Origin of the sequence: Roseovarius aestuarii, from assembly GCF_019966515.1 — a bacterium.
GTDB lineage: Bacteria > Pseudomonadota > Alphaproteobacteria > Rhodobacterales > Rhodobacteraceae > Roseovarius > Roseovarius aestuarii.
On the sequence record NZ_JAIMIB010000013.1, the window covers coordinates 79,168 to 96,071 of the forward strand.

Below are 16,904 nucleotides of genomic sequence, written 5' to 3' on the forward strand. Positions count from 1 at the left end.
TTGCAAGCCTTTCAATAACCGATTTAATCGCACGAACCAGGGGAACCAATTTCCGAAAATTGGTTGGCTTTACACTTAAGGGCTAGCAGGTAGATCCTAATTTGCCAACCAAAATTGGTTCTTTTCTGGTATTAATTGGTTTTTTGGTATTTTTTTGGTTCTAATTTTGAACCAATTGCGAGCTGAATTCTCGGATGAGACGAATGGCTAAAGAATCTTCCGCTCACGGATCAACCCCGCAAAACCATTGGCATTCTCCGAGATGTTGAGGTGCGAAGACGGTGACCGAACCGGTCTGTACCCACTTGCCGTTCAACCCGAAACCCATCTGATCTGCATTGATTGCAGCAGGCGCCAGCATAATTATCTTGCGCCAAACGCATACTCTGGGTCAGGATTGTACAATATTATTTTTGGGGGATTTATGAAAAGACTTTACGTCGCGGCGTTGGCGCTCGGGTTGCAGTGTCAATCGGCGCAGGCCCAGACCACACTTCAGTCCGAAGATCTGGTAATCGATGAATTCAGGGACGTCGCACTTCAGTTCGATGGGAACTAGTCGGCAAGACTACCCGTCATTGGCGGATTTGATCTTGAGAATGGTGCAACGCTCGAAACTTGGATTGCGCCGAACTGGGCGAAAAGCCCCGAGGAAGACCCATGCATCTTTTCCTTACTTGAGGACGGTGCCACGGTGTTGGCAGTACATGTTGATAACGAGCTCAATTACATCGGGCTTCGTAGTGGCAACAGCTACGGCGGCTATAGTGTCGACATTGATCCGTCGGTATTAAATCATCTCGCTGTGGCAACTTTCGGCGGCTACTGGGACGTCTACTGGAACGGTGAACCTTCGGGCATGATCGCCCTGCCGGTACTTTCGGCACAAGCTGATGAGCTTGTCGTCGGCGGATGCGGCGCTGAGGATCAATCGTATATCGGGTGGATCAGCAACTTCAGACTTTGGAACACCATCGTCTTCTGGGACGACGTTTACGCATTTATGCCCGTTACGACGAACATCCTCGACGAAGGGCATCCGATGCAGCCGTTCATCCGTGCCATGACGCGCATCCACGAGAATGGCACACCGTATATCACAACCTTGAATGGTGTAACCGCGGAGCAAGAACAATGAATTCATCTTCAACGCTTTACCGGGATTTCATGGTCAAGGTGTGGCGACCCGCGCGGTTCCTTTTGGTAACGGTGGCCGTCGCTGGCGTACCCGGTCAGTCCGACGCCGGTCGGAAGAGGACGCAGGCACAGCAAACGCAGTCAGATCTGATCTTCTCCAGAGATCAGGATCTGAATGTTCATAACAAGTCAGAGTCGAAGAGAGAGTTCAAAGAGCAATATAACAAAGTAAATAAAGCAATCACGCAGCTCAAAAAAAACAATAACAACAATAATCTGGATTTCGAGGCATTGCAGCAGGCTGCTGAACAGGCCGACCTTGCGCAGATGCAAGCGGTCGACAGATTCAACGATGCAGCCAGACTGCACGGTGAAAAGAACACCGTCGTAACCCTGCAGGCGGTCAATCAGGCAATCCAGGATGTGATGACTGCAAATCAGAACAAAACGGCAGCAGAAAGCAACCTGTTGAATGTCGGGAATGCATCACAGCAGGATATCAATATCATCCGGCAAGCCCGACAGAGAATGCAGCAGATACGTCTGGAGTTAGGCTTTAAAGTTGATGACCATCTTTGGAACAATTTAGCCCCGCCAGGTTTGAATCAGCAGGCCCAGCAGCAAGCGGCGCAACAGGCCACCCAGCAGGCACAGCAGCAGGCCGCCCAGCAGGCGCAGCAGCAAGCAGCCCAGCAGGCGCAGCAGCAAGCAGCCCAGCAGGCGCAGCAGCAGGCGGCCCAGCAGGCGCAGCAACAGGCCGCCCAGCAGGCGCAGCAGCAAGCAGCCCAGCAGGCACTTCTAATTCATCAGGGCCCACAGCAGTTTGCGGCTCAACTCGCCTTGCAAGCACAGCAACAGGTGCAGGCACAGAATGCGGCCGCCAACAATAACAATAACAATAGTGTCTATGCGAGTTTTTCGCAGGCGCTGGCAGACCAGTATGAAGGTGTCGGTGCCCCGCTAGATTAAATTCCGCCTTTTCAATCCTCATTCCTCTGGAAACATGAAATGACCCGCAAATTTACATTACCACGTACTATCGAGCGAGTTATGTTCGCTTTCATTATCCCCGGCCTCCTACTTGCGCCCGCAATACTCCTTTCTCTTGTCCTGCCAGCACAAGCTCAGGAAGAGTTGGAGTACCGCTGGAAGCAGATACAGGGGCCGAACGTCATCGGGCATATCAAACCAGTTGGTGTCGGTATGGCCGGGAACGGCAAGTGGATTACAAGCCGCGCGTATCTGAACGGCAACAGGTCCGATTTTCGGTCTGGTAACGGCGTTGAAAAACAGCCGGACGTGCCCTGGGGCGCCGATTTCCGAGCTTCGCTCAACGAGCATCGAAGAGCCTTCGATCTGCCAGCCTACAGGAACGGGGTACTGGATAACACGCGGATTTTCGGTGATGCGGAAAGTGTCAAGACAGCCAACGACAAGCACTTTTTCTACTCGCGCAATGCAGAGATCGACAATAGCGGGACGATCTACTCCGTCTTCATTGGCGGAATTACAAGAAAGACGCCGGGCGCCAGCAGCATCGAACCCTTTCTCGGGACAGCTCACCTGACCGGTGACGCAGCTTTTCTAGAGGCTCTGACGGCGGATATGGGCGTCAATGACGATGGCGTTATCTGGCGCATTGGCTGGGGGGAAGTTGACCCGGAGCATGGGGAGATCGTAAGCCCCGAGCATGACTCGAGGGGCGGTTGGCGTCTTCAGCGCTACACCGATGATGGTCGCTGGGAACGAACCTCCGGATGGGGGTTAAGGGTGGACGTGGATCCCGATGGAAACCCCTGGGTCGTCAATAATTTGGGGCATATCTGGTATTGGGACGGCAGCACATGGCATCGGATCGGTGGCGAGGCAAGCGACATCGCTGTCGGCTCGGAAGGCACAGTCTGGATGGTCCAGAAAGAAACCGGCAAGGTCGCCCGGCTTCGTGCCTGGCAGAAGGGATCGACCGAAGCACTGTGGGAAATCTACAGCGACTTTCCCGATGATTTCGAGGCCGTGTACATCGCCGCCGGCGCATCCGGACAAGCGATCGTGTCGGATAACAAGGGCCGCCTCTGGCGCGCGGTCATCGATTTTCGAAAGCCTACTGCAGACATCGAAACGGCGACCACCGCGATCCAGGTCGACAACATGCGCGACATCGCTGCGACCGGCCCGGTGACCGAGCGCACCACAAAGCGCACAAGGCAAAATCTGAGAATGGACGACGGCGGGGCAATCTCAACCTGGTTTCTGGTCGGGAACGCCGCGGCGGCGGGCCTGGATGCACCGCTCGTGATCGACGAGGCGACCCGGAAGATGTTGCAAGGCGAGCTTGGCGATATCGACCTTGAGGCCGAGCTTAACGTCACTGTGGGCGCGGCCGAAGACGGCTGTCTGATCTCGAATTGGGACGGGCAGCGGTCGCAATTCAGCATTTGCCTGTCGGCGGATTACGCCAATCTCTCGCTTCAAATCGGACGAGAGTTAGTCAGCGTGCCGGTCGGAGATGTTGCAGGTAAGCTGCAACACCTGGTGTTGGCGCTTGCCCACGAGGGTGAGGACAAGGAACTGACAGCCCGTCTCTGGCTCAACGGTACGGCCTACGGACCCTGGTTCATGGATGGCGCCGTATCACCGAATGAAGAGCTGCGGATCGACCTGATCGTCGGTGCCCTGGCGCCGGGGCAGAAAGTATTTGGCGGCAGGATCGGCACAACACGCATATGGGCGGATTCACCGGACCCTGAACTGATCAGCAAAGCGCCCTTCGTTGATCAGATCGATCATCCAAGCCTTCCGGGCTACCGCGACCTTGTCGCAGAGGCTGCCATGACGCCGAGTGACGGTACTATTCACATGACCGATCCAAGCTATCTTCCGGCCCGCATGTGGAGCCGAATGGGCGTCGACACGTTCAAACCAGTACCGCGCGAAAACACCAAGCAACAGGAAGGTGGTGGCAATTCACTTACCAAGGCGCTCGATGTGGTCGCGGATTTCGAAATGCCGGATATATTCCGCTTCCGGATAAACGAGTCGGTAAGCGTGGGTCTGCCTCCGACACTGACGATCTTCAAGGATGGTGAAGAAGGCATAAGTGAAACCAATTTCGTTCAGACGGGCCGGAATACGTATCGCGGCCTTGTTTCCCCCGTGGCAGGTGAACAAGGGCCCTTCGAAATTGAAATCGAAACGGCCGCGGTGCAGCAGGCGTTCAACGGGCGGACGCGTGAGATTGAAACCCGGAGCGTTCGCATCGGATCGGAGCGGCTTTATGAAGTGTCGCCCTATCCGGAATTCGGACTGAACCAGCAAGAGTTCGGAACCAAGCTATCGGAACGGCTTGCAAGAATGAAGGTCAATGGAAGCAGTGAGGCGAAAGTTGCGGTCTCTGATAGCTTTGCATTCGAAAACATGGCCTGAAGTGTCGAATACAACTACCACGGCCAAGACATTACGCGCATGTCGCCGATGCCCGGAAGCGGCGGCAAGAAATTTGGCGCGAAGATTTTTCACATGTTCGATCCCGGCGACGAGAACAGCCGCGAATACACCGTGCAGGTGCCTGTAGTGATCCCATGGGGCACCAACTACTACCCCATTCTGTCAGGTGCTGTCCACGAGACCGAGAACGTCGCAAGCACAACGCGCGAACTCAAGGACAGCTTTGGTTTCAGTATCGGGGCGAGCATTTAGATCCCGAAAATTGGCGCGTTTTCAAACAATACCGAAGTTGAGCGGGCCGCAGAAATCATGAAATCCGAAAAGCGGACTGCGATCTATGCTAATGCCAATTATACGTTTTATGCACTTGTCGCGGATCGGTCGCGGCTGTCGCTGGATGTCAAATTCATCAAAGCGGTTGAAGATCTGCGTGACGGTCACCTGACGTTTCCCCGGTTCTTCGAGGATTTCGGCACCCATTTCGCAAACGCGGTCTCCTACGGTCAGAGGTCGCGTTTTCAAACACTCATCTCCGAAACAGGGATGAGAGAAGAAGTTTCGAAACAATGGGAGACGAAATCCGAAGCAGAGGGAGTCATCAAAGCCGTGGCGATTGGCGTCAGTGGCTCCTACAAGCAAGCTGGCAGTCAGGCTATTGAATCCGAGCGGAAGTTCAGGGAAACGATTTCGGTCGTGCAAGGTGCTACGCTTTCAAACTCCAGCGATGAGATAACGCTGGGTGATAATCAGGAAGTGGTTGTGCCGGTGGCCTTTGATCTTCGGCCAATCTGGCAAGTTCTGTCACCGCTCTACTTTGATGATCCGGAAATCTTTGGCCGGTTGCGCAGTGAGATGCAGTTGGAGCTGTTTGACTATGCAATGGCTTCGGTGGATGAAGAGCTCTGGAACGACGAACAATTATTGCCGCAAGTCAGGCGGATCAAGTTGGAAAAACTTGTTCCGAAGGGCGTTAATGGCCGCAAAATCTAGGGAAAAATTGAAGCTAGCATTCACGATTGGGGGCGCGAAAACGAACAGCGTATCGTCCTTTGGGAAAAAACCGAGGCCGAGGCAGTGGAGGCTGATCCAAGCGCTTCGGGCGGCGAACCCCAATACACTTTCACCGGATGGCATGATTTTGCGGGCACCAGTGAGGAGCTGAAAGACCGACGGGTGGAAATCAGTGCAAATCTTCAACTGACGGGTGCAAGCGACGTCTACGAGCCGCAAACTGCTCACTTTTTTGTCAGTGAATTTTCCGACAAGGGAGAGTTTCAGCCACTCACGACCGGTAAGGCCTGCACCTGCTTTGCAAAATGCAAAGAAGGGTACTCGGCGGCTGGCGCCAGTTGCTTGAAGAAATGCCCCGTAAATTTCGAAGCACGCGCAAGCAACACGTGCTACGGGTCCTATGATATGAACTTCGACAACCCAAACCGCGGTGACATGTATTTGGCGTGGGACATGGATGTCTGTGAGCAAGAATGGGGCAAGGGCAAGGGCGAACATCTGCCCGAACTTTTGGGAACGGTCGCAACCAAATGCGAAGAAGGGTTTTTCCGCGAGCGCGGTGCCACCTTTGGGATCTGCCTGCCGGATTGCAAATGGCACGGCCTGAAGAAGTCTGCGTTTGGAAACGCGACTTGTGTCAGGCCATCCCATGACCGGGAGTCAACGGCATTGAAGCCGGGACAGAATTCCTGCCCGACCGACTACGAGCGATCCAACATTCAGTGCCCTCACATTGCGGTGCACTTCAAATTGCTTCGACTGAACTGATCGAAACAAGAAATTCATGTGCTGGCCGTTCGGCAGCAAACACAATGACAGCGTTTAACAGCTCGCCGACATTTGAGCCGTTTGCAGCATTGGTCAAATTGGGCTCAGAGCCGCCTTCTGCACCGCAGCGGGGGTGACCCACTACGGCTCAACGCAAATCCATTTGCTGCATCGTGGCTCCCCGAACCGGGCATTTGTTAACAGCGCAGCATCTTTGCAATTAAATGTCAAAGGAGCGGGCTTTGCTGCTTTCTGGTCGATCCGACACAATGTCCGGATATGCCGCTGATCGTCTGCGCGTCACCGGCTCACTTGGCCATCCATGGCCGTCCCGGCGACCCAATGGCCCTTACCACGCATAACTGCCTGATCGACGAAAATCCGGCAGACGCCGCCGCATGGCGGTTTCGAAAAGACGCCCGAGACATTGTGGTGAAGACTGCCGGAGCCTTCCATGCCAATACACCAGCCGCGATCGCAAATATGGCCATCGCCAGCCTCGGAAACGCCCGATGCCCGAGGTCCTGCTGGATCTGCCATTTTGCCCTCACGCGGCGAAAGTTAGGCTCGTCCGCGCGGAAGACGTTTGGGCGATGCGTAGCAAACGTCGGATTTCACGACTCAACGCCACCACAGCCATAACTTCACCTTAGTATTCAATCTCTGCCAAGAGCATTAGCTATCCTGGAACCGTCAAAGCAAGATTGATGGATAATAAGGCGGATATATATCCTCGTATTTGTACTAATATACTGATTTATAATTTTTGTTTTAATTTCTTGGTGCGGGCGGTGGGACTCGAACCCACACGGCCATTCGGCCTTCAGATTTTAAGTCTGATATGTCTACCATTCCATCACGCCCGCACGGCGCATCGGCCTTTTTGGACCGCAGATTCTTCCTACCGCCACAAGCCGCTGAAAACAACGCAGTTTACGCAGAGAATGTCAGGAGCTTAAGCCTTATGCGCCCACCACATCGATGGCCCGGACCAAGTTTGTCGTGCGCAGGCGTTCTGGCACGGGTGTGGCGCTGATCAAAGCTCTTGTTCGCCCTTTTCCAGGCTCGGCAGGAGTGCACGCTCTGACAGCCACGGATTCAGCGCCAGCGCCTGGCGCAGGCTCAGCGCCGCTTCGGCCTTACGCTCCAGCCCCACAAGCGTGAGTGCCCGCCCCGCCAGCGCCGCAACGTGACGGGGGGAGAGTTCGATCGCGCGATCGAGATCCGGCAGGGCCGTGGCGAAATCCTGGCGCAGGAAATTCACAAAGGCACGCTGATTGTAGCCCTCGGCATAGGCCGGACAGTAGGCGACCAAAGCATCCAGCGCCACCATCGCACCGTCATAATCATAGGCCGCGCGGCGGCTCATACCCTCGTCCAGCAGTTCCTGCGCATAGGTATCCGGCGCATCCGCCCAATATTGCCACATGTCATTAGCGATCTGGCGCGCCGCCATTTCTGTCGGAGCCTGTTGCACCGCCTCTATCAGCCCGCTGAGGGCATCGCTGTGATCGGGCGCATCAGGGCAGGTCTGGGCGAAGGCGGGGCCGGCTAGGATCAGGGCAAATATCGCGTGTCTCATGCCGCTGTATAATGGCGCACGGAAACGTGAGGTCAAATCACATCCGAGACAACACTTTCCTTGACCGACTGCATGGCCACGTGGGTCGAGGTATGTGCCACATATGGCAGGGTCGAGATTTGCTCGCCCAGCACCCGCCGGTAATCGCTCATGTTTTGCGTACGGATCTTCATCAGGTAATCGAAATCGGCAGCAATCATATGCACCTGTTCGATCTCTGGGATCTTGGCCACCGCTGCGTTGAACGCTGATAACGCCTTTTCCCGCGTATCGGTCAGGCGCACTTCGACAAAGCTCACATGGTCCATACCCAGCCGGATCGGGTCGAACAGAGCGGAATAACCGATGATCACCCCTTCGGCCTCGAGACGCCGCAGCCGGGCCTGAGTGGGCGATTTCGAGAGACCGATCTCACGCGCCAGATCGGTGATGCTGATTCGACCATCGCCCGAAAGCACGCGAAGGATCGCCTTGTCGAATCTATCCAGCTCTATCTTTTCACTTTGCATATAAAAACTCCTATTCTCAATCCATATGGCCTGAAAATTTGAATACTTCAGGAAGTTTGGCTGATTTAACACTGCTATAATAGCTAAATCAACCAAATGGGGGTGCATGATGCCTTACGACACTGATATTCGCCGCACGATTGACCACGCCACCTATGCTGACGAGGCCGAGACACTTGCGCGCCTGACCGAAGAAGCCGGTCTCAGCGCCGAAGACCGTGCCCGTATCTGTGCGCGTGGCGCGCAGTTGGTACGCGACATTCGCGGCCAATCCAGCCCCGGGTTGATGGAGGTCTTTCTGGCCGAATATGGCCTCTCGACCGATGAGGGCGTGGCACTGATGTGTCTAGCCGAAGCGCTGTTGCGCGTGCCCGACGCCGAAACCATCGACGCGCTGATCGAAGACAAGATCGCGCCCTCGGACTGGGGCAAGCACATGGGGCATTCGACGTCGCCGCTGGTCAACGCCTCGACATGGGCGCTGATGCTGACCGGAAAGGTGCTGCAGGAAGACCAGAAGGGTCCCGTCGGCCACCTGCGCGGCGCCATCAAACGTCTGGGCGAGCCAGTGATCCGCACCGCTGTCGCCCGCGCGATGAAAGAGATGGGCCGTCAATTCGTGCTGGGTGAGAATATCCAATCGGCAATGGATCGCGCCAAAGGCATGGAGAAAAAGGGCTATTCCTATTCCTACGACATGCTGGGCGAGGCCGCACGCACCGACGCTGACGCCACCCGCTATCATCTGTCCTACTCACGTGCGATCAGCGCGATCGCGCAAGCCTGTGACAAGGGTGATATTCGCGACAATCCGGGCATCTCGGTCAAGCTGTCAGCCCTGCATCCGCGCTATGAGGTCGCGCAGCGCGAACAAGTCATGGAAATTCTTGTGCCTCGCCTGCGCTCGCTTGCCATGCTTGCCAAATCCGCTGGCATGGGATTCAACATCGACGCAGAAGAGGCCGACCGCCTATCGCTGTCTCTGGATGTGATCGAAACCGTGCTGTCAGAGCCCGCACTGGCGGGCTGGGACGGGTTCGGTGTGGTGGTGCAGGCCTTTGGTCAGCGCGCCAGCCATGTGCTCGATTTTCTGCATGATCTGGCCACGCGTCTGGATCGCCGCATCATGATACGGCTGGTCAAGGGCGCCTATTGGGACACCGAGATCAAGCTGGCACAGGTCGAAGGCATCGACGGCTTCCCGGTCTTCACCAAGAAGGCTGCGACCGATATCAGCTACATCGCCAATGCCCGTAAACTGTTGGGCATGACCGATCGCATCTATCCGCAATTCGCCACTCACAACGCCCACACGGTTGCCGCCATACTCGATATGGCCACCGACAAGAAAACCTTTGAATTCCAGCGCTTGCACGGCATGGGTGAAGCGATGCATGATATCGTCCTGAAGGCCGAGGGCACCCGCTGCCGCATCTATGCCCCTGTCGGCGCCCATCGCGACCTTCTGGCCTATCTGGTGCGTCGGCTGCTGGAAAACGGTGCCAACTCGAGCTTTGTGAACCAGATCGTCGATGAGGATGTAGCACCTGAAGTGATCGCCCGCGATCCTTTCGAGGCGGTCAATGACCCTGCCCCTTATCTGCCAAAAGGCCCCGAGCTGTTCCTGCCGGAACGCCCGAACTCCAAAGGGTTTGATCTGAAACATCAGCCGACAATCGACCTGATCAACGACGCCCGCGCGCCGTTTGCCAAGCACCAATGGGCCTCAGCCCCGCTGCTAGCAGGCACTCCACAGCCGCTTGATGCCAAACCAGTCATCAACCCGGCGGACCCAGCCGATACGGTCGGAACCGTTGCAAACACCAGCCCTGCGGATATCGAAACCGCGCTCAGCAACGCTGCCCCTTGGGACGCAAGCCCTGAAGAGCGCGCCAAGGTCCTGAACAAGGTTGCCGACCTCTACGAAGAAAACTTCGGCGAGTTGTTCGCGCTGCTCGCCCGCGAGGCTGGCAAGATCTGGATCGACGAGGTGGCCGAGCTACGCGAGGCGGTGGATTTCCTGCGCTACTACGCCGCTAACGCCCCTGAAACGCCACCCGTGGGTGTCTTTACCTGCATCGCGCCCTGGAACTTCCCGCTTGCGATCTTTACCGGCCAGATGGCCGCCGCATTAGCCGCGGGCAATGCGGTCCTCTCGAAACCGGCCGAACAGACGCCTCTGATCGCGCATTTCGCGGTGTCGCTGATGCACAAGGCGGGTGTGCCGAAACACGTGCTGCAACTCCTGCCTGGCGGCGGCGATATCGGCGCGGCGCTCACCTCGGATCCGCGCGTCGGTGGCGTGGCCTTCACCGGCTCGACCGCGACGGCGATGAAGATCCGCAAGGCCATGGCGGAAAACCTCGCCCCCGGCGCGCCGCTCATTGCGGAAACCGGTGGTCTGAACGCAATGATCGTCGATTCCACTGCCCTGCCCGAACAGGCCGTTGCAGCCATCGTCGAAAGCGCCTTCCAATCGGCGGGCCAACGCTGCTCGGCCCTGCGCTGCCTCTATGTGCAGGACGACATCGCCGAGCCGTTCCTGAAGATGCTCAAGGGCGCGATGGATGCGCTCAGCATCGGCGCGCCCTGGGACATCTCCACCGATTGCGGCCCGGTGATTGACGAAACCGCCCGCAAAGGCATTGCCGACCACATCCAACAGGCCCGCGCCGAAGGCCGGTTGCTGCACGAGCTCAAGACCCCGAACTCGGGCACGTACATCGCGCCTTCGCTGATCAAGGTCGATGGCATCGATCAGATGAAACGCGAAATCTTTGGCCCGGTGCTGCATGTCGCGACTTTTGGATCCGAGGAACTGGACAAGGTGATCGATACGATCAACGCCACCGGCTACGGGCTCACCTTCGGGTTGATGACCCGGATCGACGACCGCGTGCAGCATGTGACCGAGCGCGTGAACGCGGGCAACATGTATGTGAACCGCAACCAGATCGGCGCCATCGTCGGCAGCCAACCCTTTGGCGGCGAGGGCCTCTCAGGCACCGGCCCCAAGGCGGGCGGTCCGCATTACCTGGCGCGGTTCTCCGCCGCGCCGGCGTCACAACAAGGTAGTGAATGGAGTACCAAGATGGGCTCGGGCGACGCCCAATCCGCGCTGGACGCAGCAAACAAGGCCGACCGCAATACGCGGCATGCGCTGGTCCTGCCCGGGCCGACCGGCGAATCGAACCGCCTGACCGCCCATCCGCGCGACGCCTTCCTGTGCATGGGTCCTGGGGTCGAGGCCGCGACGGCACAAGCCAAAGCCGTCACCGATCTGGGCGGTATCGCCGTGAAGGCTACGGGCACCGTACCAGCAGGCGCGCTCAGCACGCTTTCGGGTCTTTCCGGCGCGCTCTGGTGGGGCGACGAGGATGCCGCACGCAGTTATGCCAGGGCGCTTTCCGAGCGCAACGGCCCAATCCTGCCACTGATCACCGGCCTGCCCGATACCGGCCATGTGCTGCATGAACGCCATGTCTGCGTCGACACGACGGCGTCCGGAGGCAACGCGGCACTTCTGGGCGGCCAGGGTTAACGCCACCTCTTGACGCCATCTGTCGGGGCCGCCACGGTGGCCCCGATGATACCTATCCGAGATCATAACCCCTCGGGGCGCGTACCTTACGTGACCTACGCGCTGATCGCGATTAATGTCGCGATCTTCCTCAGCTACTGGCCGTTGTTCAACGATCCACGCGCGCTCAACCAGTTCTTCGACGCCTGGGCAATGACCCCTGTCGGGGTCACCGAACAAGGCGCCTATGCGGGCCTCTTCACCTCGATGTTCCTGCATGGCGGCTGGATGCACCTGGCGGGCAACATGCTGTTTTTATGGATTTTCGGCGATAACATCGAAGATGACATGGGGCATATCCCCTATCTTCTGTTCTACCTTGCGGCGGGCCTCGGCGCGGGTGTGGCGCATGTCCTGTCAGCACCGGGTTCATTTGTACCCACGGTCGGCGCTTCGGGCGCCATCGCGGGCGTCATGGGCAGCTACCTTCTGCTCTATCCCAAGGCCAAAGTCGATATCTTCCTCTTCTTCGTGATCTTCTTTCGCATCCTGCCCATCCCTGCCTGGATCATGCTCGGCATCTGGTTCGCCCTGCAGCTTTTCAACGGTGTCGGCGCAGACCCAACCGGCGGCGGCGTTGCCTACTGGGCCCATGCGGGCGGCTTCATCATCGGCATCGCCCTGACCCTTCCACTCTTCCTGCGCTTGGGCGGTCCCAAGTTCTGGGCTCGCACCGATGGCCATCCGCCCCATCCCGAGGCTGAATATCATATCGGCCGCACCCGCATCCCAACCGTGAGGCGACGCGAATGACCGAGACAACCAAAGCCACCTGTCACTGCGGCGCGGTTGAGCTGCATCTTAGATTGCCCAATGGCATAACAAACCCGCACCGCTGTGATTGTAGCTTCTGCCGCAGGCGGGCCGCCCCAACCATCAGCGTGCCACTTGCCGATCTCGAAGTGGTGCGTGGCGCTGACAAATTGTCGCTCTACACTTGGAATACCGGCACGGCGCAGCACTATTTCTGCAAGATCTGTGGCATCTACACACATCATCAGCGCCGCTCAAACCCAAACGAGTTCGGTGTCAATCTGGGTAGTATCGAAGGGGTAAATCCGGCGGAATACGAGCCGATACCGTGGGACGATGGCGTCAACCACCCGTCCGACCGCTGATCAGCTACCCCGGATCACCTTGGCGAATTTCTCGAAAATCGCCTCATTGGCGCAGATCACGTCGCCATCTTCCAGAATGTCGCCACCCTCGCTGAGCGACTCCACCAGCGCACCCGCTTCGCGGCAGATGATTATGCCTGCCGCCAGATCCCAGGCGTGCAACCGCCGCTCCCAGAACCCGTCATATCGACCCGCCGCTACATAGGCCATGTCCAGCGCTGCCGACCCGAAACGGCGCACCCCGGAACAGGTCGGCATCAGCCGCGCCAGATCCTGCAATGTCTCGGGCAGATCGCTGCGCCCGCCGAAGGGCAGGCCGGTAGCAAAAAGTGCCTCAATCATCTTGTCACGGCCCGATACCCGCAGGCGGCTTTCATTCATCCAGGCACCCTCGCCCTTCTCGGCAAAGAACGCCTCATCCTTGGACGGGTCGTAAATCACCCCTGCCACGACCTGGCCCTTGTGTTCCAGCGCGATCGATACCGCCCAATGCGGCAGCCCGTGCAGGAAATTGGTGGTCCCGTCCAGCGGATCGACAATCCAGCGCCGGGTCGGGTCCTTGCCGTCTTCACCACCGCCCTCTTCGCCCAGCCAGCCATAGGTCGGCCGCGCATTCATCAGTTCCGATTTGATAATCTGCTCGGCGGCAATATCGGCGCGGCTGACAAAATCGCCCGCACCCTTCATACTGACCTGCAGGTTCTCGACCTCGCGGAAATCCTTGGCCAGCGCCCGACCCGCCTTCCGCGCGGCCCTCAGCATAACATTAAGATTGGCACTGCCCGCCATCACTATCGCTCCTCAAGGTTCAGGCCGCGCGTATACGCCCGACATGTTCCCCGCACAAGGGGCAACAGGGCGCCTGCCGCGTACCTACCGTTCCGGGAATACGCCTGTCCGATGCATCCCCGGGTCTCGGCTCCGCAAACCACAGCGTTCAGGCACCCGGTCAGACCCGCGCGGCCCGAGGAGGAAGGCGCAGCCGGACGACGAGACATAAAGCGTGCGCGCCAGCGCACTCAATGTGACAACAGACAAACCGTCAGGCACGCTGCAATCTGATCGGAATTTCCCGCGCCAACTTGATCAGATGCGCCATATAGGGCTTATCCGCATCCTCCGCCCGGATTGCCGCGTAAAGCCGCTTGGTCAGGCCCGTTTCCGTCACCTTGCGGGTCACATAATCGCTGCTGGTACGCACCTCGCGCACCACCCAGTCCGGCAATACCGCCACACCACGATTGGAGGCCACCAACAGCAGGATCACCGCAGTCAACTCGACCTGACGGATTGCCTTTGGCTCCACCTTGGCCGGAGTCAAAAGCTCGGTAAAGACATCCAAGCGCGACCGGTCCACCGGATAGGTGATCAGCATCTCGTCGCGAAAATCCTCCGCCTCGACAAAGTCCCTTGCCGCCAGCGGATGCTGGCTTGAGGCTACGAAAACCGGCTCATAGTCAAAAAGCGGTTTGAAAATCACCCCGGGCAGGTCCTCCGGATCGGAAGACACCACCAGATCCACCTCTTCCTTTTGTAGTGCGGGCAGCGCATCAAAGGCCAGACCGGGCCTGATATCCACATCCACATCGGCCCAGGTCTTGCGAAACCGCTCCAGCACCGGGAACAGCCACTCGAAACAAGCGTGGCATTCAATGGCGATATGCATCCGACCCGCGCTGCCCTCACGCACGCCTTCGAACTCGGCTTCCAATGCCTCGATCTCGGGCAGTACCTTTTCGGCCAGCCGCAAAAGCCGATGCCCCGCCGCCGATAGTTTCAGCGGCTTCGATCGGCGCACAAAGAGCTCCACTCCGGCCTGATCCTCCAGCCCCTTGATCTGGTGGCTCAGCGCCGATTGAGTGATGTGCAGAATATCCGCCGCCCGCGCCAACCCACCGGCCTGATGAATGGCGCGGATCGTCTTCAGGTGGCGAAATTCGATATGCATTATATTAGCAAACCTCATCTTGATCGTGAATATTATGAAATTGTCTCACAACACCTTCAGTGCAACAAGAGGTTAAATCATTTCATCAGGATGCCCGCCATGACTGTCCCCAATATCTCCTTCGAATTTTTCCCTCCGAAATCGCTCGAAGCCTCGTTTCGCCTGTGGGACACGGTCCAGACCCTGGCCCCGCTCGATCCGCGCTTCGTCTCGGTGACCTACGGCGCTGGCGGTACTACCCGCGAACTGACTCGCGATGCAGTGGATACGTTGCACAAATCCTCCGGCCTCAATGTCGCGGCCCATCTGACCTGTGTCGATGCCAGCCGGGAGGAAACCCTTGCCATCGCCCGGGATTTCGCCACCGCTGGCGTCAGCGAGATCGTGGCGCTCCGCGGCGACCCGCCCAAAGGCAGCGGCGCGTTCGAACCCCACCCTGATGGGTTCTCGGATAGTTGCGAGCTGATTTCTGCTTTGGCCGAAACCGGCAAATTCTCGATCCGCGTGGGCGCCTACCCTGAAAAACACCCCGAAGCGTCGGATCAGGCGGCGGATATTGAGTGGCTGAAGCGCAAGATCGACGCCGGTGCGTCCGAGGCGATCACGCAGTTTTTCTTTGAGGCCGATACTTTCTTCCGCTTCCGTGACGCCTGCGAAAAGGCGGGAATCGACGCGCCGATCATCCCCGGCATCCTACCGATCGAAAACTGGACGAACGCGCGACGCTTCTCGCTGGCCTGTGGCGCTAATGTCCCGCATTGGATGGATGACCTGTTCGAGGTCGCCATTCGCGATGATCGTCATGATCTGCTGGCCACGGCGCTGGCAACTGAACTGTGCAGCAAGCTTCTGGACGGCGGCGTCGAAGACCTGCATTTCTATACGCTCAACCGCCCGGAACTGACCCGCGATATCTGCCATGCTCTGGGCGTCACCCCCCAGATCGCACTGCGCGATGTTGCCTGAAGCCATCTGACCGCTTGAAAGCTCCCCTTTCCCCTGCCACACCAGTGAGGGGCAAAAGGGGAGCATCATGGCCGGAAAGACTGCGACATCCTTTGACGAGCTACCCGACTGGGCCGAACTCACCTCCCGCTCGGGCCTTCAGTTCATGCAGGACGTGGTTGCCGGGCAACTTTCCGGACCACCGATCGGCGCAACCCTGGGATTCTGGCCGACCGTTGCCGAAGATGGCCGGGCGGTATTCGAAGGCACGCCCGGGTTCAACGCGACCAACCCGATGCGCGGGTTGCATGGCGGCTGGTACGGCGCCATCCTCGACAGCTGCATGGGCTGCGCGGTGATGACCAAAGTGCCAAAAGGATCAATTTACACAACGCTTGAATACAAGGTGAATATCACCCGCGCGCTGCCGCTGGGTACACACGTTCGGGCAATGGGTCTTGTCAGCCACGCGGGCCGCTCAACCGCCATCGCCACAGGCGAGCTGCGCGGGATCGGCGATGACAAGCTTTACGCCACAGGTTCCACCACCTGCATGATCATGAAGACGCAACCGACTAGTTAATACTCTTTTTTCTTGACGCGCCCCGCGACCGAGGAGTGCAAAAGGAGCCAGTCAGCGGATTAGCACCAAACGCAAAAGTCGGCAAAGAGCCCATAGCGACCAATGCTGCACTGAGTATAAATGTCGCCAAAAAATCACAAAGCAGACACTTCATATTATTTTCAATCCATTCGGGCAGATAGCAATAACGAATTTGGACGGCGGTCACACCCACGAAGCTACGCAGGCTTACTTTCGCAAAACTACTTGCTGATAAACTTTGATACAACACAAGGAAAA

17 protein-coding genes and 1 tRNA gene are annotated in these 16,904 nt (G+C 57.8%); 13 read left to right on the forward strand and 5 right to left on the reverse strand.

Going from position 1 to position 16,904, the window contains the following annotated elements; translation table 11 throughout:
- Positions 1 to 424 precede the first annotated feature (424 nt).
- From LC334_RS23075 to LC334_RS23290, 8 genes are all read left to right on the forward strand, one after another.
- Positions 425 to 559: a hypothetical protein gene (locus LC334_RS23075; protein ID WP_263286531.1), complete on the forward strand. Its 135-nt coding sequence runs from the start codon at positions 425 to 427 to the stop codon at positions 557 to 559.
- 18 nt (positions 560 to 577) lie between these two features.
- On the forward strand, positions 578 to 1,138 hold the full coding sequence (locus LC334_RS15385) for a LamG-like jellyroll fold domain-containing protein (protein ID WP_139836448.1): 561 nt from the start codon (positions 578 to 580) through the stop codon (positions 1,136 to 1,138).
- The gene (locus tag LC334_RS15390) at positions 1,135 to 2,106 is read left to right on the forward strand and encodes a hypothetical protein (RefSeq protein WP_139836449.1); all 972 of its coding nucleotides are present in this window, start codon (positions 1,135 to 1,137) and stop codon (positions 2,104 to 2,106) included. Before LC334_RS15385 ends, LC334_RS15390 begins: the two co-directional genes overlap by 4 nt.
- 39 nt (positions 2,107 to 2,145) lie before the next feature.
- Positions 2,146 to 4,560: an NHL repeat-containing protein gene (locus tag LC334_RS15395; protein ID WP_139836450.1), complete on the forward strand. Its 2,415-nt coding sequence runs from the start codon at positions 2,146 to 2,148 to the stop codon at positions 4,558 to 4,560.
- A gap of 39 nt (positions 4,561 to 4,599) precedes the next feature.
- Positions 4,600 to 4,833, forward strand: a complete 234-nt coding sequence (locus LC334_RS15400) for a hypothetical protein (RefSeq protein ID WP_085801326.1) — start codon at positions 4,600 to 4,602, stop codon at positions 4,831 to 4,833.
- Between the two features lie 9 nt (positions 4,834 to 4,842).
- Positions 4,843 to 5,571 carry an MAC/perforin domain-containing protein gene (locus LC334_RS15405; protein ID WP_223413026.1) on the forward strand — a complete coding sequence of 243 codons (729 nt, stop codon included), beginning with the start codon at positions 4,843 to 4,845 and terminating at the stop codon, positions 5,569 to 5,571.
- A gap of 84 nt (positions 5,572 to 5,655) precedes the next feature.
- Entirely contained in the window at positions 5,656 to 6,360 is a 705-nt protein-coding gene (locus tag LC334_RS15410; protein WP_085801328.1) for a hypothetical protein, read from the forward strand.
- 279 nt (positions 6,361 to 6,639) lie between these two features.
- Positions 6,640 to 7,002 (forward strand): LysR substrate-binding domain-containing protein, encoded by a 363-nt coding sequence (locus tag LC334_RS23290; RefSeq protein ID WP_085801329.1) that lies wholly within the window; start codon positions 6,640 to 6,642, stop codon positions 7,000 to 7,002.
- A gap of 138 nt (positions 7,003 to 7,140) precedes the next feature.
- Here LC334_RS23290 and LC334_RS15420 read toward each other — a convergent pair.
- From LC334_RS15420 to LC334_RS15430, 3 genes are all read right to left on the reverse strand, one after another.
- Positions 7,141 to 7,226: transfer RNA gene (locus LC334_RS15420), tRNA-Leu, on the reverse strand.
- A 170-nt stretch (positions 7,227 to 7,396) separates the two neighbouring features.
- The gene (locus tag LC334_RS15425) at positions 7,397 to 7,942 is read right to left on the reverse strand and encodes a tetratricopeptide repeat protein (RefSeq protein WP_085801330.1); all 546 of its coding nucleotides are present in this window, start codon (positions 7,940 to 7,942) and stop codon (positions 7,397 to 7,399) included.
- Between the two features lie 32 nt (positions 7,943 to 7,974).
- Positions 7,975 to 8,451, reverse strand: a complete 477-nt coding sequence (locus LC334_RS15430; RefSeq protein WP_085801331.1) for an Lrp/AsnC family transcriptional regulator — start codon at positions 8,449 to 8,451, stop codon at positions 7,975 to 7,977.
- Positions 8,452 to 8,560: 109 nt separating this feature from the next.
- Here LC334_RS15430 and putA point away from each other — a divergent pair, with 109 nt between their 5' ends.
- From putA to LC334_RS15445, 3 genes are read left to right on the forward strand one after another with little or no spacing between them, the layout of a single operon-like run.
- The gene (putA, locus tag LC334_RS15435; protein ID WP_085801377.1) at positions 8,561 to 11,992 is read left to right on the forward strand and encodes a bifunctional proline dehydrogenase/L-glutamate gamma-semialdehyde dehydrogenase PutA; all 3,432 of its coding nucleotides are present in this window, start codon (positions 8,561 to 8,563) and stop codon (positions 11,990 to 11,992) included.
- A gap of 45 nt (positions 11,993 to 12,037) precedes the next feature.
- The gene (locus LC334_RS15440; protein WP_085801332.1) at positions 12,038 to 12,784 is read left to right on the forward strand and encodes a rhomboid family intramembrane serine protease; all 747 of its coding nucleotides are present in this window, start codon (positions 12,038 to 12,040) and stop codon (positions 12,782 to 12,784) included.
- A complete protein-coding gene (locus tag LC334_RS15445; RefSeq protein ID WP_085801333.1) occupies positions 12,781 to 13,149 on the forward strand; it encodes a GFA family protein in 369 nt (122 codons plus the stop codon). Before LC334_RS15440 ends, LC334_RS15445 begins: the two co-directional genes overlap by 4 nt.
- On the opposite strand, the gene LC334_RS15450 is transcribed toward LC334_RS15445, so the two are convergent.
- Positions 13,150 to 13,938, reverse strand: coding sequence for an inositol monophosphatase family protein (locus LC334_RS15450; protein ID WP_085801334.1), 789 nt, complete (start codon positions 13,936 to 13,938; stop codon positions 13,150 to 13,152).
- Positions 13,939 to 14,191: 253 nt separating this feature from the next.
- Complete coding sequence (locus LC334_RS15455) at positions 14,192 to 15,097, reverse strand: LysR family transcriptional regulator (protein WP_085801335.1); 906 nt, start codon at positions 15,095 to 15,097, stop codon at positions 14,192 to 14,194.
- A 99-nt stretch (positions 15,098 to 15,196) separates the two neighbouring features.
- Between LC334_RS15455 and metF the strand changes: the two genes are divergently transcribed.
- Positions 15,197 to 16,063, forward strand: coding sequence for a methylenetetrahydrofolate reductase [NAD(P)H] (gene metF / locus LC334_RS15460; protein WP_085801378.1), 867 nt, complete (start codon positions 15,197 to 15,199; stop codon positions 16,061 to 16,063).
- Between the two features lie 67 nt (positions 16,064 to 16,130).
- Positions 16,131 to 16,625, forward strand: coding sequence for a PaaI family thioesterase (locus tag LC334_RS15465; protein WP_085801336.1), 495 nt, complete (start codon positions 16,131 to 16,133; stop codon positions 16,623 to 16,625).
- The last annotated feature ends 279 nt before the right edge of the window (positions 16,626 to 16,904 follow it).

Bases quoted from the DNA above. Each gene is read 5' to 3' on its own strand.
- LC334_RS15445 (WP_085801333.1), top strand. From the start codon at position 12,781: ATGACCGAGACAACCAAAGCCACCTGTCACTGCGGCGCGGTTGAGCTG.
- LC334_RS15390 (WP_139836449.1), top strand. From the start codon at position 1,135: ATGAATTCATCTTCAACGCTTTACCGGGATTTCATGGTCAAGGTGTGG.
- LC334_RS15400 (WP_085801326.1), top strand. From the start codon at position 4,600: ATGTCGCCGATGCCCGGAAGCGGCGGCAAGAAATTTGGCGCGAAGATT.
- LC334_RS15430 (WP_085801331.1), bottom strand. From the start codon at position 8,451: ATGCAAAGTGAAAAGATAGAGCTGGATAGATTCGACAAGGCGATCCTT.
- LC334_RS15425 (WP_085801330.1), bottom strand. From the start codon at position 7,942: ATGAGACACGCGATATTTGCCCTGATCCTAGCCGGCCCCGCCTTCGCC.
- LC334_RS15455 (WP_085801335.1), bottom strand. From the start codon at position 15,097: ATGCATATCGAATTTCGCCACCTGAAGACGATCCGCGCCATTCATCAG.
- LC334_RS15450 (WP_085801334.1), bottom strand. From the start codon at position 13,938: ATGGCGGGCAGTGCCAATCTTAATGTTATGCTGAGGGCCGCGCGGAAG.
- LC334_RS23075 (WP_263286531.1), top strand. From the start codon at position 425: ATGAAAAGACTTTACGTCGCGGCGTTGGCGCTCGGGTTGCAGTGTCAA.
- LC334_RS15465 (WP_085801336.1), top strand. From the start codon at position 16,131: ATGGCCGGAAAGACTGCGACATCCTTTGACGAGCTACCCGACTGGGCC.
- LC334_RS15440 (WP_085801332.1), top strand. From the start codon at position 12,038: ATGATACCTATCCGAGATCATAACCCCTCGGGGCGCGTACCTTACGTG.
- putA (WP_085801377.1), top strand. From the start codon at position 8,561: ATGCCTTACGACACTGATATTCGCCGCACGATTGACCACGCCACCTAT.
- LC334_RS15395 (WP_139836450.1), top strand. From the start codon at position 2,146: ATGACCCGCAAATTTACATTACCACGTACTATCGAGCGAGTTATGTTC.
- LC334_RS23290 (WP_085801329.1), top strand. From the start codon at position 6,640: ATGCCGCTGATCGTCTGCGCGTCACCGGCTCACTTGGCCATCCATGGC.
- metF (WP_085801378.1), top strand. From the start codon at position 15,197: ATGACTGTCCCCAATATCTCCTTCGAATTTTTCCCTCCGAAATCGCTC.